This window comes from Stomatobaculum sp. (assembly GCF_057248925.1).
Map to the genome: position 1 here is coordinate 1 of NZ_DBHIHF010000013.1, position 17743 is coordinate 17743.

At 59.3% G+C, this 17743-nt stretch carries 20 protein-coding genes and 1 riboswitch; of the genes, 13 read left to right on the top strand and 7 right to left on the bottom strand.

Features of this window, described 5'->3' with window-relative positions:
- The 5 genes from ACO4XG_RS05985 to ACO4XG_RS06005 all read left to right on the top strand — a co-directional run.
- The coding region (locus ACO4XG_RS05985; RefSeq protein ID WP_308509139.1) for a DUF5702 domain-containing protein at nt 1–1109 on the top strand (1109 nt) is incomplete at its 5' end.
- A 53-nt stretch (nt 1110–1162) separates the two neighbouring features.
- A complete protein-coding gene (locus tag ACO4XG_RS05990) occupies nt 1163–2011 on the top strand; it encodes a hypothetical protein (RefSeq protein ID WP_308509138.1) in 849 nt (282 codons plus the stop codon).
- A 12-nt stretch (nt 2012–2023) separates the two neighbouring features.
- Nucleotides 2024–2497, top strand: a complete 474-nt coding sequence (locus tag ACO4XG_RS05995; RefSeq protein ID WP_308509137.1) for a prepilin peptidase — start codon at nt 2024–2026, stop codon at nt 2495–2497.
- Nucleotides 2494–2913 (top strand): hypothetical protein, encoded by a 420-nt coding sequence (locus ACO4XG_RS06000; RefSeq protein WP_308509136.1) that lies wholly within the window; start codon nt 2494–2496, stop codon nt 2911–2913. The genes ACO4XG_RS05995 and ACO4XG_RS06000 overlap by 4 nt, the downstream gene beginning before the upstream one ends.
- On the top strand, nt 2913–3647 hold the full coding sequence (locus ACO4XG_RS06005) for a DUF6382 domain-containing protein (protein ID WP_308509135.1): 735 nt from the start codon (nt 2913–2915) through the stop codon (nt 3645–3647). The genes ACO4XG_RS06000 and ACO4XG_RS06005 overlap by 1 nt, the downstream gene beginning before the upstream one ends.
- On the opposite strand, the gene glgB is transcribed toward ACO4XG_RS06005, so the two are convergent.
- Complete coding sequence (gene glgB, locus ACO4XG_RS06010; protein ID WP_308509134.1) at nt 3599–5716, bottom strand: 1,4-alpha-glucan branching protein GlgB; 2118 nt, start codon at nt 5714–5716, stop codon at nt 3599–3601. The genes ACO4XG_RS06005 and glgB overlap by 49 nt on opposite strands.
- 84 nt (nt 5717–5800) lie before the next feature.
- Here glgB and ACO4XG_RS06015 point away from each other — a divergent pair, with 84 nt between their 5' ends.
- Nucleotides 5801–6223 (top strand): prepilin peptidase, encoded by a 423-nt coding sequence (locus tag ACO4XG_RS06015; protein WP_308509133.1) that lies wholly within the window; start codon nt 5801–5803, stop codon nt 6221–6223.
- Nucleotides 6224–6246: 23 nt separating this feature from the next.
- Complete coding sequence (locus ACO4XG_RS06020; protein ID WP_308509132.1) at nt 6247–7251, top strand: P-loop NTPase family protein; 1005 nt, start codon at nt 6247–6249, stop codon at nt 7249–7251.
- Between the two features lie 24 nt (nt 7252–7275).
- Here ACO4XG_RS06020 and ACO4XG_RS06025 read toward each other — a convergent pair whose 3' ends face one another.
- A complete protein-coding gene (locus ACO4XG_RS06025; protein ID WP_308509141.1) occupies nt 7276–7968 on the bottom strand; it encodes an LrgB family protein in 693 nt (230 codons plus the stop codon).
- Nucleotides 7969–7972: 4 nt separating this feature from the next.
- Complete coding sequence (locus ACO4XG_RS06030; protein ID WP_308509131.1) at nt 7973–8605, bottom strand: CidA/LrgA family protein; 633 nt, start codon at nt 8603–8605, stop codon at nt 7973–7975.
- A gap of 90 nt (nt 8606–8695) precedes the next feature.
- Between ACO4XG_RS06030 and ACO4XG_RS06035 the strand changes: the two genes are divergently transcribed.
- The 6 genes from ACO4XG_RS06035 to ACO4XG_RS06060 all read left to right on the top strand — a co-directional run bounded on the left by ACO4XG_RS06035 (nt 8696) and on the right by ACO4XG_RS06060 (nt 14434).
- Entirely contained in the window at nt 8696–9358 is a 663-nt protein-coding gene (locus tag ACO4XG_RS06035; RefSeq protein WP_308509130.1) for a beta/alpha barrel domain-containing protein, read from the top strand.
- A 30-nt stretch (nt 9359–9388) separates the two neighbouring features.
- A riboswitch (FMN riboswitch) is annotated at nt 9389–9502 on the top strand.
- Nucleotides 9503–9607: 105 nt separating this feature from the next.
- A complete protein-coding gene (gene ribD, locus ACO4XG_RS06040; protein WP_308509129.1) occupies nt 9608–10690 on the top strand; it encodes a bifunctional diaminohydroxyphosphoribosylaminopyrimidine deaminase/5-amino-6-(5-phosphoribosylamino)uracil reductase RibD in 1083 nt (360 codons plus the stop codon).
- Between the two features lie 2 nt (nt 10691–10692).
- Complete coding sequence (locus ACO4XG_RS06045; protein WP_308509128.1) at nt 10693–11337, top strand: riboflavin synthase; 645 nt, start codon at nt 10693–10695, stop codon at nt 11335–11337.
- Nucleotides 11338–11372: 35 nt separating this feature from the next.
- Nucleotides 11373–12590 carry a GTP cyclohydrolase II gene (gene ribA / locus ACO4XG_RS06050; RefSeq protein WP_308509127.1) on the top strand — a complete coding sequence of 406 codons (1218 nt, stop codon included), beginning with the start codon at nt 11373–11375 and terminating at the stop codon, nt 12588–12590.
- 56 nt (nt 12591–12646) lie between these two features.
- Nucleotides 12647–13117 (top strand): 6,7-dimethyl-8-ribityllumazine synthase, encoded by a 471-nt coding sequence (ribH, locus tag ACO4XG_RS06055; protein WP_308509126.1) that lies wholly within the window; start codon nt 12647–12649, stop codon nt 13115–13117.
- 384 nt (nt 13118–13501) lie between these two features.
- Nucleotides 13502–14434, top strand: coding sequence for a LysR family transcriptional regulator (locus tag ACO4XG_RS06060; protein ID WP_308509125.1), 933 nt, complete (start codon nt 13502–13504; stop codon nt 14432–14434).
- Here ACO4XG_RS06060 and ACO4XG_RS06065 read toward each other — a convergent pair.
- From ACO4XG_RS06065 to yfbR, 4 genes are all read right to left on the bottom strand, one after another.
- A complete protein-coding gene (locus ACO4XG_RS06065; protein ID WP_308509124.1) occupies nt 14409–16295 on the bottom strand; it encodes a heavy metal translocating P-type ATPase in 1887 nt (628 codons plus the stop codon). The two genes, ACO4XG_RS06060 and ACO4XG_RS06065, sit on opposite strands and share 26 nt — an antisense overlap.
- 18 nt (nt 16296–16313) lie before the next feature.
- The gene (locus ACO4XG_RS06070; protein ID WP_308509123.1) at nt 16314–16529 is read right to left on the bottom strand and encodes a cation transporter; all 216 of its coding nucleotides are present in this window, start codon (nt 16527–16529) and stop codon (nt 16314–16316) included.
- Nucleotides 16530–16540: 11 nt separating this feature from the next.
- Nucleotides 16541–16849: an ArsR/SmtB family transcription factor gene (locus tag ACO4XG_RS06075; RefSeq protein ID WP_308509122.1), complete on the bottom strand. Its 309-nt coding sequence runs from the start codon at nt 16847–16849 to the stop codon at nt 16541–16543.
- A 135-nt stretch (nt 16850–16984) separates the two neighbouring features.
- A complete protein-coding gene (yfbR, locus tag ACO4XG_RS06080; RefSeq protein ID WP_308509121.1) occupies nt 16985–17650 on the bottom strand; it encodes a 5'-deoxynucleotidase in 666 nt (221 codons plus the stop codon).
- Nucleotides 17651–17743: the final 93 nt, after the last annotated feature.

Genomic DNA, 17743 nt, shown 5'->3' on the forward strand with positions numbered 1-17743 from the left:
TTTCCGCGGCCGGGACGGCCGCACCCGCTCTCGCAGCGGCGGTCTCCGCCTACGAGACGGCAGCCGCCGAGCTTGCCGCGCGCATCGCCGAAGAATCCGAAGAGGATGACGAAGACGACGGCATGGGCATCGATGCCGAAGCCCTCTGGCAATCACTTGCCGCCGACTTTTCCGCGGCGCTCAGTCTGCCGACTCTCAGCGCTGCCTCGGGTCTCCGTCAAGACGCTTCTCCCCTCTCACTCGCCGCTCTCCTTCGAACCGAGCCCGCGACCCGCGAGGCGCTCTGCCTCCCGGCGAACGCGGCCGTTCCCGCCGGAAGCCTGTCTCTCGCCGAGCTTCCCTCCGCACAGCTTGCGGCGGCGGAGCCGGGCGCCTTGCGCAGTGATGAAGATGACTGTCTCTTTGCGCACTATGCGGCTTCCTTTTTCCCCTGCTATCTGACCCAAACGAAAGAGGCGGCGCAGGCAGGTCTCAGCCTCCAGCTGGAATATCTGAGCGCCGGCAAGGAGACCGACCGCGAAAACTTCTCCGCCGTCTGCTCCCGCCTCTTTGCGGATCAGGAAAGCCTCCGCCTGCTCGCGCTGCTCTCGGACCCGGCTGCCTGTCAGGCCGCGGAGCGCGCCGCCGACAGCCTCTGTACCGCGACTGCTTCCCCGCGGCTTCGCGCCCTGCTCCGTTTCCTGCTGCTCTATGCCGTCGCAGCCTATGACAGTCTCACAGACCTGTCCCTGCTGCTCGCCGGACAGAAAGCACCGCTCTTCACGCTTGCGCCCGTCCCCCGTATCTCCGCCGACCGGCTCTTGCAAGGCGGCGGCTTTCAGCCTCCCACCCCCGCCCTTTCGGAGAGCGGAGAAGGGCTCTCCTACCGGGAAGCTCTGCTCTTTTTCTACCTGCAAACTTCCCGCGCTGCGCGGAATTACCGCATGCTCGATCTCATGGAAACAGCGCTCTCGAACGGACAGACGCCCTTCCGGATCACGCACTGCCTGGTTTCGCTCCGCGCGGAGCTCCGCTGCAATGCCTCACATCTCTTCACCGCACTCTTTTCCCTGCCCGCCGCCGCGCCGAACCGGTTTCAGATTTCCGTGCAGAGTTTCCGGGCCTACTGAGGAGGCGCGCGGCGCTTCAACCTTGCGTTTCTGTGAACAGAGGAGACGGCCACATGAAAACCACTGTCAATCAAAATCGGAAAACAGCTCTCCAGGCACAATCCCGACTTTCCGTCTCTTTTTCTCTTCACAGGAGCGCAGCGCTGAGGCGCCGCGCCCCGCTCTCTGCCTCGCTCACGGTAGAGGCAGCGCTCGTGCTGCCTCTCTTTTTGTTTGTGCTCCTCCTCTTTTCCGTGCCCTTCCGCATCATGACCACCGAGCGGCAGATGCAGCGCGCTGCGGAAACCGTCTGTGACCGCGCCGCTGCCCTAGCCGCGCTGTCAACGCCGGAGGCCGCGCAATACAGAAATTCGCTGAGCGCCTTGGCGCTTGCGGCCGCGCGTGCCGCTGTCTCCGATCCGAATCTCAGCGGGCTCAGTGCCGAGCGTTCGAGCTTCCTCGCGGACGGAGAAACGGTTCGCGTCGTGCTGGACTACAGCTACACACTCCCGATTCCTCTGTTTCGTCTGCCCGCCGTCCGCTGCAGCCGCACGGCATGGCGGCGCGCCTGGATCGGGGAAACCGATCCGGAAAACTGCGTCGCGGCAAATCCGAAAGAGGAAATTGTCTATGTCGGCAGGCACTCGACCCGCTACCATAAGACTGCCCGCTGCCACTATCTCTACAACGACCTGCGCGCCGTGTCTCTCTCCGAAGCGACGGCTGCGCGCAATACCTCCGGCGGTCGTTATCACGCCTGCCCGGTCTGTGCGCGCGGCGCAAGCGGCGGTACTGTCTACCTGATGCCGAGCGGCACCGCCTGGCACCGCGATCCGGCCTGCCGCGCGATTCGCGCCTATGTTCGAGCTGTGCCGAAACGCGAAGTGGAGCAGCTTGGCCCCTGCAGTTATTGCTATCCCTGAAAGGAGTTTCCGATGTTTGCGACCACCCTCTTCGGTTGCGTCAGTCTCACGCTTTTTTCACTTGCCTGTGCATGCGAGGACTTTCTCTATCAAACCGTACCTCGCCGCTTTTTTGAGCTTCTGCTCCTTCTGGAGCTCGGCTTTTATCTGTGGCGCCTCTTCTTTGTCCACGCGACCGTGCCGACAGAGCTTCTGCTCTCGCTCTGCCTGTCTCTTCCGCTGCTTGCCTTTTCCCTGCTGTCCCGCGAAGCCCTCGGGCTCGGCGACGCATTGTTTCTCCTCTGTTTCGGTCTCGGCGCCGGCTTTCACCGCCTGCTGTTTCTGCTGACAACCGGTTTTTTATCTGCGGCACTCCTCTCCCTTTTCCTGCTCTGCCGCCGCTTCGGGCGCCCGAAAAAGGCAGGGACAGAGCGCATCCCGCTGCTCCCCTTTTTTCTGCTCCCCGCCCTTTTTACTCTTTTTGCTTCGGGCAGGGTTCCGGCATGAGACGGCCTCTGTCCCTGCGTCTTCGCGCCTCCCTCACCGTGGAAGCACTCTATGTATTCTCGCTTCTCTTTTTATCGCTGACCGCAGCGACCCGCTTTGTCTATCGGGAACAGGCCCGCTGCACTGCCGGCTTTCTGCTCGAAGATCTCGCGGTACAGGCCTCGCGCGCGGATTCCCGCACCGGCGACATCGCCGCTGTCCCGGCAGAGCTGAAGTCACACTATCTGCGCCGTCTCTCTTCCCTGCTCCCCGTGAGCGACGGTAACTTCACCGTCTGGTGCGGACAGGAGGTCGGCGGTGTCGAGCTCCGCGCGCCCCGTTTCTCGGCGCGCATCGAATACAAACTGCTGCGCCCGGAAACAGCGCTTCGCAGCAACAGTCCGCTTCCAGACAGCACAAAGGAGGTAAACCCCTGATGAAACCGGTTCATAGTGCGACACACAGCACCCTCGAACTTCCTCTCTCCCCCGCCGATGCATCCGGCTTTCCACGCCGCATGCTCGAAGAAAACCGCATTCCCGGTTTTCTGCCGCTCCGCCCCGACAGTGAGGCACTGCCCGAGACACTCTCCTACGATGTGACCGGCCTTCTCTCTCTCTCCGACGCCGCAGCCGAGCAAAAGCTTCGCGCCGAAGATCTTCGCCGCCTGTTGCTCTATCTTCTTCAGGCGCTCTCCCGTCTCCCGGCCTATCTCCTGTCTCCGGACGGCCTGGTCCTCGATGCCGACGCGATTTACCTGGATCCGCAGAGCCGCGCCCCCTGCTTTCTCTATCACCCGGGACAACATGCAGCCTTTGCGGGCAGTCTCTCCGCCTTTTTACATGCGCTCCTCGCGCTGACCGATCAGAATGAAGAGCGACACATGGTGCTCGCCTACCGCCTCTATCAGGAAAGTCTCTCACATCCGCACTCTCTCGACTATCTGGAGCGCATTCTGACTGCCGCAGAGACAACGCCGCGCGCGGCAGACCCTGCTGCCGATGCCGCGCCGCCGCTTGATCCCCTCGTCAGCGAAGTCCGGGAGGTCAGTGCCGAGGAACTTCCGCAAAAAAAGAGCGGCGGATTGCTCCGCCGCCTCTTTCACCGCACGGAAGAACCGAATCACTCCGCGGAAGATGCCGTCTTCTTGGAGGCACTCCGCGAACCCTGAGTCTTCTTCGCCGCGGTTTTCTTCCTTGCCGCTTTCTCGGTTGCCGGTTTCTTTGTCCCCGTTGCCTTCTTAGCCGCCGTTTTCTTTGCTCCCGTCACCTTCTCGGTCGCGGCTTTCTTACTTCCCACCGGTTTCTTCGCCGCCGGTTTCTTCGTCTCATCAAACTCGAAAATCCGCACACCGTACGCCGGCAGCGGCGCCTCCAGATAGAACGGTCTCTGGTCGCACTCACCCGGTTTTGCGCGATAGGAGACCGCGCGCTTCTTCTGAAGCGTATAGAGCCCCTCGTGCTCATCCAGAATCAGCCGGTAACTTCCTGCGTGCGGCACGCCGACACGATAGTCCTCGCGCGCAACCGGCGTGAAGTTAATCACAAAGAGCAGCGACTTTTTCCGACTCTCATCTCGGCGGAGGAAAGAGAAGATCGAACGGTCCGCATCGTCCGCATTGATCCACTCAAAGCCCTGCCAGTCGTTGTCCAGACGGTACAGCGCCGGATGCGAGCGGTACAGCTGCAGGAGCCCCCGCACAAAGTTCTGTATATCCCGGTGTGGCGCCTCGTTTAACAGCTCCCAGTTCAGCGAGACCTTCTCATCCCACTCGTGCCACTGCGCAAACTCCTGTCCCATAAAGAGCAGCTTTTTGCCCGGGTGACCGATCATATAGCTGTAGCCGCACTTCAGATTCGAGAACTTGTCCTCGTAGATGCCCGGCATCTTATTGATCATCGAGCACTTGAGATGCACCACCTCATCGTGCGAGAGCACAAGCACATAGTTCTCGCTCGTGAAATAGGTGAGGCCGAAGGTCATCTTGTTGTGGTTATCGCGCCGGAAGTAGGGATCCAACTTCATGTACTCGAGGAAGTCGTGCATCCAGCCCATGTTCCACTTGAAGGTGAAGCCGAGCCCGTTTTCCTCGGGACTGTGGGTGACCAGCGGCCAAGCCGTGCTCTCCTCCGCGATGATCATGCTGCCGTCCTTGCGACCGGCAATCACAGAGTTTAAGTGCTTGAAGAACTCTATCGCCTCCAGATTTTCGTTGCCGCCGTATTGGTTCGGGCACCACTGTCCGTCCCGGCGACCGTAGTCCAGATAGAGCATAGACGCGACGGCATCCACGCGGAGTCCGTCCACATGGTACTCGTTCATCCAGTAGAGCGCGTTCGCAATCAGGAAGTTCTTGACCTCCGTCTTGCTGTAGTCAAAGACCTTGGTGCCCCAGTCGGGATGCTCTCCCTTTCTGGTATCCGCATATTCATAGAGCGCCTGTCCGTCGAAATCCGCAAGGCCGAAGGCATCGCGCGGGAAATGCGCCGGAACCCAGTCGAGAATCACACCGATGCCTGCTACATGCAGCGTATCGACAAAGGCCTGAAATTCCGCCGGGCTCCCGTAGCGGGAAGTCGGCGCATAGTAACCGGTCACCTGATAACCCCAGCTCCCATCAAACGGGTACTCCGCAATGCCCATGAGTTCCACATGGGTATAGCCCATGTCCTTGACATAGGCCGAAAGTTCCCGCGCCAGGGTCTCATAGGAGAGAAAACCGTCCCGCTCGTTTTCATCGCCCCGCCGCCAGGAACCGAGGTGACACTCGTAGATACTGATCGCTTCCTGCCGTGGATTCTGCTTTGCCCTCTGCTGCATCCACGCGTCGTCCTTCCAAGCGTATTCCCAGGGTTCGTCCGCAAGTTTCGACGCCGTTCCCGGGCGGAATTCCGCGCTCCGCGCATAGGGGTCCGCCTTAAATAAGAGTTCTCCCGCCGCACTCCGCAGGGCAAACTTATAGAGCATGCCCGCATGAAGTCCCGGGATAAAGCACTCCCAGATGCCGCCCTCAAAAATTTCCGCACACGGGTTTGCCTCTGCCTGCCAGTCGTTGAACTCGCCGACCACGCTCACCGCGCGCGCGTGCGGCGCCCAGACCGCAAAGTAATACCCTGCTACGCCGTCCCGCGTCATGGGATGTGCACCGAGCTTCTTATAAATCTCGTAGTGCGTTCCCTGCCCGAACAGATAACAATCCGTCTCTGTGATGACACCCATACCTCTGTTGACTTCTGCCATACTCCCTCCGCGCAACGATTGTTTTTTATGCTACAAGTATAGCTTTTTTTCCGACATTTGACAAAGCAATAAAAGGAGGATTTTATGCTTTTACAACTCTCTCCGCTCGCCCTCTTTTTGCCACTATTCTCGATTTCGGATTTGAAAGAACGCCGTATTCCAAACCGCCTTCTCCTGTTGGCCCTGCTCCCGGGTATGGCGACACAGAATCCGCACTTCCTGCTCCGCCTCTGCCTCGCTGCCCTTCTCTTTTATCCCTGGTTCCGCCTGCATCTCCTCGGCGCGGGCGATGTCAAGCTCCTCGGTCTCTGCTGCGCCTATCTGGGGCTCTCCGCTTTTCTAGGCTTCTTTTTTCTGAGCCTCCTCGCCGCCACTCTGCCGGCGCTCTGGCTGCTGCTCGCCGATCGGCGCTGTGAACAGCTGCCGCTTGCCCCCTTTTTCTTTGTCGGCTTTGCGCTCCTAAAGCTGCTCTCCGAAACCCCGCTTCTTCACACCCTTTTCTTCTGACACCCCCAAAGGAGGTTTTTCTCATGCGACGCTGTGCCGTTCTTTTACACCCCGACGCCGACTACGCCGGACGCCTTGCCGACTTCTGGAACCAGCGAAAGAGTCTCGGCCTTCCCGTCTACGCCTTCTCCGCACTCGAAGCGTTCCGCGCCTTTCGCACGCGTGCCGATGTGGAGTTACTGCTGTTTTCCGAGCACTTTGCCGAAGAAATGCAGGGCCTGCTCGGCCAAAGCATGGCCATCCTGCTGAGCGAAGACGGCTTTGTCAGCGAGCGCTGTCAAAATGCGCTCCCGGTTCCCGCTGTCTTTTCTTATCGCCCAGCCGACGCCCTTGCGCGCCGCGTCATGCAACTCTATGCAACCGCAAGACCGGGAGCTCTCTCCCCGGTTCAGCGCGGCGACTGCGAAATCCTGGGCATCTACTCTCCCGTTCACCGCTGCGGCAAGACCACCTTCGCCCTCTCCCTCGGACTCGCGCGCGCCGCACAGGGCAAGACCCTGCTTTTCTCGCTCGAAGACTACGCCGGCGTCTATGCGCAAATTGCGCCGGATGCCGCCGAAAGTCTCTCGGAACTTTTATTTGCCCACAGCAGCGGTCGCTACAGCTGGCCCGTTTTACAGAGCAAACTCTCCGTCTTCGGCGCGCTGGATCTGCTGCCGCCGGTGCGCTGTGCGGAAGATTTGTCTCTGCTCCCCCCGGAAGAATTCGCTGCCCTCTTGCAGCGCATCGCGCGGGAGAGCGGCTACCGCAGCATGGTTCTGGATTTCGGCGCCTTCGGTCGCCGCGCACTCGAGCTCCTGGAACTCTGTGACCGCATCTTCATGCCCGTGCTCTCCGACCCGCTCTCTGCGCTGAAACTCAACTCTTTCCGGGAGTATCTCCGGCAGAGCGGTCGCGCGCAGCTGCTCGAAAAAACCGAAACGCTGGAACTTCCCCCGGAAACAGAAAAAGCGCGGGACTATGCCTGCGCTTTGCTTCCCGCCTATGAAAGCGGACCTCTCTATGAAATGGCCGCTGCCTTGCATTAAACCTGCGGCAGTGTTTGCGCTGTCTCAGCGGAACGTGGCAAAGATTGAAGCGCCGACCACGGTCATGATACCGCTGACTACAATCGCGAGTCCTGCCATGGCACCCTCGATTTCACCGATTTGCATTGCCTTCGAGGTGCCGATTGCATGTGCCGAAGTGCCGAGCGCGAGTCCCTTGGCAATCGGGCTGTGAATCGCGAACAGATGACAAATCGGGTCGGCAAGCACATTGCCGAGAATACCGGTCACAATAATCGAAGCCACGGTGATGGTCGTATAGCCGCCGAGCTCCTCAACTACGCTCATACCGATTGCCGTCGTGATGGACTTCGGCAACAGCGTGATATACTCCACATGGTTCATATGAAACAGCGCGCAGAGCACGAGAATCGAACCGAGGCTTGTGAGCACACCTGCCAGGACGCCGAGCACGACCGCAAGCAGATTGTCCTTCAGAAGTTGCAGCTGCTGGTAGAGCGGCACGGCGAGCGCCACCGTCGCCGGCGTCAGAAGGTAGCTGAGATAACGCGCGCTCCGGATGTAGCTTCCGTAGTCAATGTTAAACGCAACCATGAAGCCGATGACCAGAATAATCGAGATCAGCAGCGGATTCAGCACCGCAAGCCCCGTCTTGGCGCGCAGTACGCTGCCGATATCAAAGGCGAGCAGACTGATGACGATGCCTATGATGGTCGAGTTTCGAATCACTTCATTCATCGCCTCATCCATGCCCATGATGCTTCCTCCTTTTCTTCCCGTGCGCTGCCGCTTCCGCAGCGGCAGTGCGTTCCGTTTTCGCTGTCTCTCCCGCTGCGGCAGACTCTGACCGTGCGGCGCCGCCCGTTGCCTCTGTCTCTTCGCTCTTGGTCACCTCGCCGTGCAACAGGTGCTTGATTTTTTCCGTCTCGTGTTTTGCCGCTTCCCGCAGCTCTTCGGCGATTACATTTTCCTCGGCGAGAACCTCTTCCTTTAATTCCTGAGAAGCTGTCTCGCCTTTTGCCCGTCCGCGCGCCGTCACGGCGAGCAGAATTTCGGTCACGCGCCCTGTGATACCCATGACCAGGACGGTCGAAACAAAGGTCACGACGGTGACCGGCAGAATGATGGTCCGGAGCTGCCCCCAGGCTGTCATGAGTCCCACACCGGCCGGAATGAACATGAGCGGCATCGCATCAATCAGAAACTGCGAGGTCTCGAGCACACTCTCCAGCTTTATCATCCCTGTCATCAGCGCAATCATCATGAGCGCCAGGCCGTAGATACTGCCGGGCACCGGCAGCGGTATAAAATAATGCATTAACTCGCCGACACAAGTCATGCCCGCGATAATGCCGAATTGTCGCATCAATCTCATGTTCCGATTCTTCCTTTACCTTGCTTGCCTTAAGATTTCCTTATCATAAAACTTTTTTTGCAAACAGAAAAGTGTAAACCGGAAATCCGCTTGTCTTTTTTCAGCGACAGCCTTATAAAGAAAGAAACTTTTTGGTTTGAACAACTGCCTCTCTCCTGTTATCAGGCAAGCGGCATCGTGGTCAACGGGCGGCGCATCAAGTCCCTGGTCTTCACGACCGATCTCGCGATTATCCGGAACTGTGACGCCGATGCGGTCTTCGCGGTCTACCCGTTTACCCCGCAGTCGGCCATCAGTCACGCACTGATCAACGGCTCCTATATCCCCGTCTTCTGCGGCTGCGGCGGCGGCACGACGAAGGGACTTCGCACGCTCTCGCTCGCACAGGATGCCGAGGGCCAGGGTGCCATGGGCATCGTCCTGAATGCGCCGATCAGCGACTTAAACCTCCTCGCCGTGACCAAGGTCGTGGATATTCCGGTCATCATCACGGTCATCAGCGAAGAGACCAATATCGCCGCGCGCCTTGCAAGCGGCGCGAGTATCCTGAATGTCGCGGCAGGTCCCGGCACCGCGGCGCTGGTACAGAAAATCCGCCGCGATTTTCCGGAAGTCCAGATCATTGCGAGCGGCGGCAATACCGAAGAGAGCATTCAGGCAACCATCGCGGCCGGCGCCAATGCGATCACCTTCACACCGCCCTCCACCGCCGAGCTCTTCAAAAGTATGATGGCCAAGTATCGCGAATCTTGACAGAACTGCTCTGCTATTCTATACTGAGCCTGTAGTCTTCAGGGCAGGGTGAAAGTCCCTACCGGCGGTACAGCCCGCGAGCCGAAAGGCATGATCCGGTCAGATTCCGGAGCCGACAGTATAGTCTGGATGGAAGAAGCAACGCACCCTCCATAGTCAAAAGTCCCTTGGAATGGAAATTCCAAGGGCTTTTTTCTACTTGCCCCGAGCTTTACGCCGGGGCTTTTTTCATTGCCGAAAGGAGGTCTCATGCACGAAACTTTTATGCGCCGCGCCATTTCGCTCGCAGAGCGCGGCCGCGGTCACACCGCGCCGAATCCGCTGGTCGGCGCAGTCCTCGTACGAGACGGCGAAATCATCGGCGAGGGCTATCACGCCGTCTACGGCGGCCTGCACGCCGAGCGCGCCGCGCTCGAAGACTGCCTTCAGCGCGGCCTCTCTCCGACGGGTGCCGCACTCTATGTGACACTGGAACCCTGCTGTCATACCGGCAAGCAGCCCCCCTGCACCGAGGCGATTCTCGCTGCCGGCATCCGCGCGGTGTTTGTGGGAAGCAGCGACCCGAACCCGCTGGTCGCAGGCAAGGGCATTACCGCGCTCCGGCAGGGCGGTATCGCCGTCACGGAACATGTGTCGGAATCCGCGTGCGATGCGCTGAACGCTCCCTTTTTTCACCATATCAGAACCGGCCTCCCCTTTGTCGTTCTGAAATACGCGATGACACTCGACGGCAAAACCGCCTGTGCCTCCGGCGCGTCCCGCTGGATTACCGGCGAGGCCGCGCGCGCAGAGGTGCACCGGACCCGCGCTGCGGTGGGCGCCGTGATGGTCGGCATCAATACCGTACTGCAGGACGACCCTCTCTTGACCTGCCGCATTCCGGGCGGGCGAAATCCGCTCCGTGTGATCTGTGACTCCGGTCTCCGGACACCGCTTGACAGTGCCCTCGTAAAGACCGCCAAAGAAGTCCCGACCTTGCTCGCCTGCTGCGTGAGCGATACGGCCCGCCACAAAGCCTATCTTGCCGCCGGCTGTGAAGTCCTCACCTTTCCCGGCAAGCGCGTTGACCTCCGCGCCCTGCTCACAGCGCTCGGCGCGCGCGGCATCAACGAGGTGCTGGTCGAGGGAGGCGCGGAACTCGGCTGGGCACTGCTCAGCGCCGGTCTCGTGCAGCGCGTACAGGCCTATATCGCCCCGAAACTCTTCGGCGGGAAAACCGCCCCCTCGGCGCTCGGCGGAAGCGGCGTGCCGTACCCACCGGATGCGTTTGCCCTCAAAAATCTGCACATCCGCTCTATTGGCGCCGATGTGTGCATCGAAGGAGATCTCTGATTATGTTTACCGGCCTCATTGAGGAGCGCGGCACGCTTCTCAACTTTTCCGAAAAGCATCAGCTCACCATCGCCGCTCAAACGGTGCTTGAAGGCCTCTCTATGGGAGACAGCATCGCAGTCAACGGCGTCTGTCTCACCGTCGTCTCTTTCACCGCGCAGTCTTTTACGGCAGATGTCATGCCGGAGACGCTGCGGCGCTCGAATCTCGGTATGCTTCGCGCAAAAAGTCAGGTCAATCTGGAGCGCGCGCTCCCGGTCAACGGGCGCCTCGGCGGGCACTTTGTGAGCGGCCACATCGACGGCACCGGCGAACTGCTCGGCATCCACTGCGAGAATAACGCCCTGCTCTTTTCGATTCGCGCAGTCCCCGCTATCTTACAGGGCGTCGTCGAAAAAGGGTCCGTCGCAATCGACGGCATCAGCCTGACGGTAGTCTCCGTCGACAAGGACCGATTTTCGGTCTCCGTGATTCCGCACACAGCCGCAGTCACAACCCTCGCCGCAAAACGGCCGGGTGACATGCTGAACCTCGAGACCGACCTGCTCGGCAAATATGTGCTGCGCGCCCTCTCCCTCGCAGGAGAGGGCGGCGCAGACGCAAAGAACCGGATCAGCGAGGACTGGCTTCGCAAACTCGGTTACTGAAACCGTTTGCCACAATAAGAGAAAGGACTTCTGCCATGGGATTTTCAACGATTGAACAGGCGCTCTCGGATCTTCGCGCCGGAAAACTGATTGTCTGCATCGATGACCCCTCACGCGAAAACGAGGGCGACCTGATTTGCGCCGCCGAATTTGCCTCTGCGGAACTCGTGAATCGGATGGCCGGACTTGCGCGCGGCCTGATCTGCCTCCCGGTGGCCGCGGACTATGCAAAAAAGCTCGGTCTGCCGCCGATGTCCGCCGTAAACAGCGATAACCACGAGACTGCCTTTCTGGTCTCGATTGACCATATCGAGACCACGACCGGCATCAGCGCCGCCGAGCGCGCCCTGACCGCAAGGAAACTGGTTGCCGCAGACGCCGTTCCCTCGGATTTCCGCCGCCCGGGACACCTCTTTCCGCTCCTCGCGCGTCCGCACGGCGTGCTCGAGCGCCGCGGCCACACCGAGGCGACCGTTGACCTCTGCCGCCTCGCGGGACTAAAGCCAGCCGGCCTCTGCTGCGAGATAATGCGCGAGGACGGCGAGATGATGCGGACCAAAGAACTGCTTACCTTCGCCGAGCGCGAGGACCTCAGCATCATCAGCATCGAGGATCTGGTCCGCTACCGCGAGCGCTACGACTACGCGCTCGAAGAAGTTGCGAACGCTTCCCTCCCGAGTGCCTTCGGTGACTTTCAAATTCACGGCTTTCTCGATCCGCTGAGCGGGCTCGAACACCTCGCACTCGTCAAGGGCGATATTGCCGGAAAAGAGGCAGTGCTCTGCCGCATGCACTCCGAGTGCATGACCGGCGATGTCTTCGGCTCGAAGCGCTGCGACTGCGGCGAACAGCTACAGCGCGCTCTCCGGCAGATTGAGGCGGCGGGTGAGGGCGTGCTCCTCTATCTCCGCCAGGAGGGACGCGGTATCGGCCTCCTCAACAAGCTGAAAGCCTATGCGCTCCAGGAACAGGGGCTCGACACCGTCGAGGCCAACCGCGCGCTCGGTTTTCCGGACGATCTCCGGAACTACGCCCCGGCGGCCGCCATGCTCCGCGCCCTCGGCGTGCGGTCTCTGCACCTTATGACCAATAACCCCGATAAAATCGCCCAGCTCACGGACTTCGGCATTCCGGTTGCGGCACGCGTCCCGCTCGAAATTCCCGCAAACCGCCATGATATCCGCTACCTCCGCACCAAGCGGCACCGCATGGGGCATCTTTTGGATGCGACCCTGCTCCGCGAGAGCTGCTGAACCCCTTTGCGAACAGACACCCAGAAAACCGAATCCGTGAAAGAGAGGATACTGCCATGAACCTTTACGAAGGAAGCTTACATCTCGAGTCCCCCGAAAAAATCCGCATCGGTATCGTTGCTGCGCGCTTTAACGACCTTGTGGTCTCCCGTCTGATTGACGGTGCGGAGGACGCTCTGCTCCGCCACGGCGTGCTCCCCGCACAGATTTCACTGGTCAAGGTGCCCGGCGCCTTTGAGCTTCCGCTCGTCGCAAAAAAAATGGCGGAGAGCGGCAAGTACGACGCGGTCCTTGCGCTCGGCGCGGTCATTCGCGGCGATACCGACCACTATACCTATGTCTGCAACGAAGTCTCCAAGGGTCTGGCCGCTGTCGGCCTGGAGAGCGGTCTCCCCGTGCTCTTCGGGGTTCTGACCTGCGACACGCTCGAGCAGGCACTGCTCCGCGCAGGCTCGAAGGCCGGCAACAAAGGCTTCGAATGCGCGGTCGCTGCGCTCGAGATGATTTCTCTCTTAGAGAAACTCTGATCCTGCCTTTGCCGCAATGACCGCTTGCGAGAATGGCACAAATTCGGAACAAGCTTTTCGGCGAACACCGGAACTTACACGCTCGCTTTCCTCCCGACGCGCTCGGGGAGAGTAAAGCGTAGTTCTTCTTGCAACTTATCCAACAAGAGCTCGTCTCCGGTCTTTCCGGCGACGAGCTCTTTTCCTGTCCTGAAACCCTGCCTCTTTCAATTCAATCGCGCTCTGTCTTCACCGCTTTCTCTCTATCTTGCCCGCGCTTATTTCCTGTTGCGCCGCCGCGCCCGTTTTGCCGCGGCGATGACCTTGTTTCGCCGGGTTTTGCATGTTAGTATCAAATGCGATTACACGCTACGTTATCAATTCAAGATATATCGGGAGGCTGTCATGACTCTTCAGCAAATCTATTATCTCACAGAAATTGCCGATGCCGGCAGTATCAACCGCGCCGCGGAAAAACTCTTCCTCTCACAGCCCGCTCTCACGAACGCCGTCAAAGAGGCCGAGGAAGAACTGGGCTTCCGTCTCTTTAACCGAAACTCACGCGGCATCAGCCTGACACCGGACGGCACGGAATTTCTGGCGCGCGCGAGAGAACTTCACCAGCAATATGAGCTCCTGATGGATCGCTTCGGCGCTTCCCGCCAGATCCGGCAGCGCTTTTCCATCTCGACCCAGCACTACTCCTTTGTGACCCAGGCCTTTGCCAATATGACCCGACACTTTGACACGAATGCGTACCAGTTCTCGGTGCTCGAGACCCGCACGATCGATGTCATCCGCAACGTGATCAGCAGCAAGTCCGATGTCGGCATCCTCTATGAGAGCAGCTTTAACCACCGCTTTCTCTCAAAAATTTTCCGCGAGGAACTACTCGAATTCCACCCGCTGATTGAGTGCAACGCCTATGTCTATCTCTACAAAGACCACCCGCTGGCCTCTCTCGCCTCGATTAGCTTCGAAGAACTGCAGCCCTACCCCTGCATTCAGTTTGACCAGGGCGAAGACAGCTCTGCTTTTCTCGCCGAGGAAATTTTGAGCGACCGCGACTACCCGCGCGTCATCAAGACCTCCGACCGCGCGACCAACTTAAATCTTATGCGCTCCATTCAGGGCTACACCCTCTGCTCGGGCATCATAAGCCGCGACTTAAACGGCTCCGACTATGTCGCGATTCCGTTTCGCGAAGACAGGCACAATAAAAATCAGACCATGCGGATCGGTTACATCCTGAAAAAAGGAACCGTTCCGAATGATCTGATGCTTCATTTTCTCGAAGAAATTGAGCGCTGCCTCAGCGCCGAGCGGACGGCGGTGTGAGCGCGCGCATCGCGTTCAGCACGGCAATCACCGTCACGCCGACATCGCCGAAGACTGCTTCCCACATATTCGCGAGACCGAAGATGCCGAGAATCAGGACCGCCGCCTTGACAATCAACGCAAAGGCGACATTCTGCCGCACGATGCGAACTGTCTTTCTCGAAATGCGGATGATGTCCGCGATCTTCGAGAGCTCGTCGTCCATGATGACAAGATCCGCAGCCTCGATGGCCGCGTCGCTGCCGAGCGAGCCCATTGCAATGCCCACATCCGCGCGCATCAACACCGGCGCGTCGTTGATACCGTCGCCGACAAAGCCGATCTTTTCGTTCTTCTTCTCGGCCGCGAGCAGAGCCTCGACTTTCTCAACCTTATCCGCGGGCAGCAAGTCGTGATAGACCGTGTCGACACCGACCTCCGCGGCAATCGCCTCTGCGGCATCCTTCCGGTCGCCGGTCAGCATGACCAGCTTCTCGATGCCGACTTCGCGGAGCTGACGGAGTGCCGCCGCGGCGCCCGGCTTCACGACATCCGCAATGATGATATGTCCCACATAACTGCCGCCGTGTGCGGCGTATACCACGGTTCCGTGCTCCTTGACTGCCGAAAAGGCAATGTCACGGCTCGCAAGGAGCTTTTCATTGCCGAGAAGCAACTCTCTGCCGTCCAACATGCCCTCGAGTCCGTGCCCGGCCGCCTCATGCATCTCACCGAGACGCGCGCGGTCAATTTCACCGCCATAGGCCTGTAAAATGGATTGGGCAATCGGATGCGAAGAGAGGCTCTCTCCGTGCGCCGCCATCGAGAGAAGTTCCTCCTCGCTGCATCCTTCCGCGGGGTGAATCCCGACCACACGGAACTCTCCCCGGGTCAGCGTACCGGTCTTATCAAAGACCAGCGTCTTTAACTCCGCAGCGGTCTCGAGAAAGTTAGAGCCCTTGACGAGAACGCCGCGCTTGGACGCCGCACCGATGCCGCCGAAGAAGCCGAGCGGCACCGAGATGACCAGTGCGCAGGGACAGGAGACAATTAAGAAAATGCAGGCGCGCTTTATCCAGGACGCCGCCGGAGCGCCGAAGAAAAGTGGCGGGATAAGTGCCAGCAGGAGTGCCGTGACCGTCACGATCGGTGTATACCAGCGCGCAAAGCGGGTGATGAAATTTTCCATGCGGGTCTTCTTCTCGCTCGCGCTCTCGACCAGCTGCAGAATCCGCGAGACCGTCGAGTCCTCATAGGCCTTGCTTGTCTTCACGCGAAGTGCGGTCTCCCCGTTCACACAGCCGCTGATCACCGCATCGCCGGGGCGCACCTCGCGCGGCACCGGCTCACCGGTCAGCGCCGCCGTGTCGAGAAAAGAACTTCCCTCGAGGACAATGCCGTCAAGCGGCACCTTTTCGCCGGGGCGGATCAGAATCATCTCACCGACCTCTACCTCATCCGGATCCACTTCCTGGATTTTCCCGTCCCGCTCCACATTGGCCGATTCCGGCGCAATGCTCATCATCGCCGTAATCGAAGCTCTGGATTTTCCGACCGCCAGCGATTCAAAGAGCTCGCCGACCTGATAAAAAATCATGACCGCGCAGGCTTCCGAATACTCGCGGATGCCGAAGGCGGCGACCGTCGCAATCAGCATGAGAAAGTTTTCGTCAAAGACCTGGCCGTTCCGGATATTTTTGAGTGCCTTGACAATGACATCCCGCCCCACCAGGAGGTACGGCACCAGAAAAAGCGCGGCGCTACACCATTCCGGTATGTGCAGTCGTTCGGCTGTGCCGCTCTTCTCAAAAAGCAGCAGCGCCACATAGCACGCCACCGCAATCAGAATGCGCCGAAGCAACGCCTGTTGTTTGCGATTCATGCCTCTTCCTCCTATCTATCAGCGCGCCACCGTAAAGTCCGCCTCAACCTGCTGTCCGGCCCGGATTGCGGCATCCAAAACCTGCTCAAACGACGCGTCCTCCGCCTCAAGTGTGAACTTCTGCATCAGGAAATTCACCTTCACATCCACGACGCCGTCCACCTTCCGGATAGCATCTTCCACCTTCTGCGCGCAATTTGCACAATCAATCTCACAAGCAAACTTCTTTTTCATCTTTCGTCTCCTTATTCTGCAATGTGTTCCAAGCCCTGCCCGATCATCGTGCTCACATGGTCATCGGCGAGCGCATAGATCATCGACTTCCCCTCGCGGCGCGCCTGCACCAGCCTCGCCTGCTTTAACAGTTTCAGCTGGTGGGAAACGGCCGACTGCGTCAGGTTCAGACTCTCCGCGAGCTCATTCACGCCGTACTCTCCCGAAAACAGGCGGTATAGAATGCGGATTCGCGTCGAATCCCCGAAAACCTTAAAGAGCTCGGCGAGATCGTAGAGCTGATCTTCGCTCGGCACCTGCTGTCTGACTTTCTCCGGCATATCTCCTCCTCTGAATTTGCAAGCATCTATCACATTTGAACATATGAGCATTTGTTCATTTGTTTATTCCAGAATACCATCTTTTCCGGAAAAGTCAAATTTTTTTAACTTTAGAGGCGCTAATTTTTGTTCGCGTTACGCCTCTGCATCCGGCACTGTCTCCGTATGCTTTTTTTCATCCCAGTCACCCTGTACGGAAAGCTCATCCAGCGTATTGCCGTAAGGCGGCAGGCAATTCTCCATAAAATCCCGAAGCTCCGGCAATTCTACAGCGAGCCGCTTAAGCTCTGCCTCTATGCTGCGCTTTGCCGTACGGAACTCGGTGTTACCCGCACTCTCCTCCTCCAGGCACTTAATATAGGCCGAGAGCTTATCCGCTGCCTTGACGAGCCGCCAAAGATAGAGTTCTTCCTCTCCGCCTTCTTCCGCTGCGGTGACCACACCGAGTAAGGGCGCATAGACCGCCGCGAGATCCTTCGGCAGACGCGCAAGTAAACTCTCCGTCGCCCTCTCCTCCGCCGCATGATACGCTTCGCGGAGCGCCGCGCTGCCGTACTTGACCGGCGTCGGCATATCGCCGGTAATAATCTCGCTCGCGTCGTGGAATAAACCGATCACGGCCGCGCGCTCGGCGTTTAGCTGTCTGCCGTGGCGCAAATTTCCGATCTCACAGAGCGCATGGGCGAGAATCGCGACCTCGGCCGCATGCTCGCTCAGGTTCTCGCGCCGGCTCGCCCGCATCAATGCCCAGCGGTCAATATACTTCATGCGCGCAAGCGCCGCAAAAAATGTAACTGCCATTGTTTTCCTCCCTCTTCTGCTCTGTGCCCCCCGCTGCTCTCCTAAGCAGCCTGAAGCACGGCACAAAAAGAGGCGCCCCTTCGGGCGCCTCTC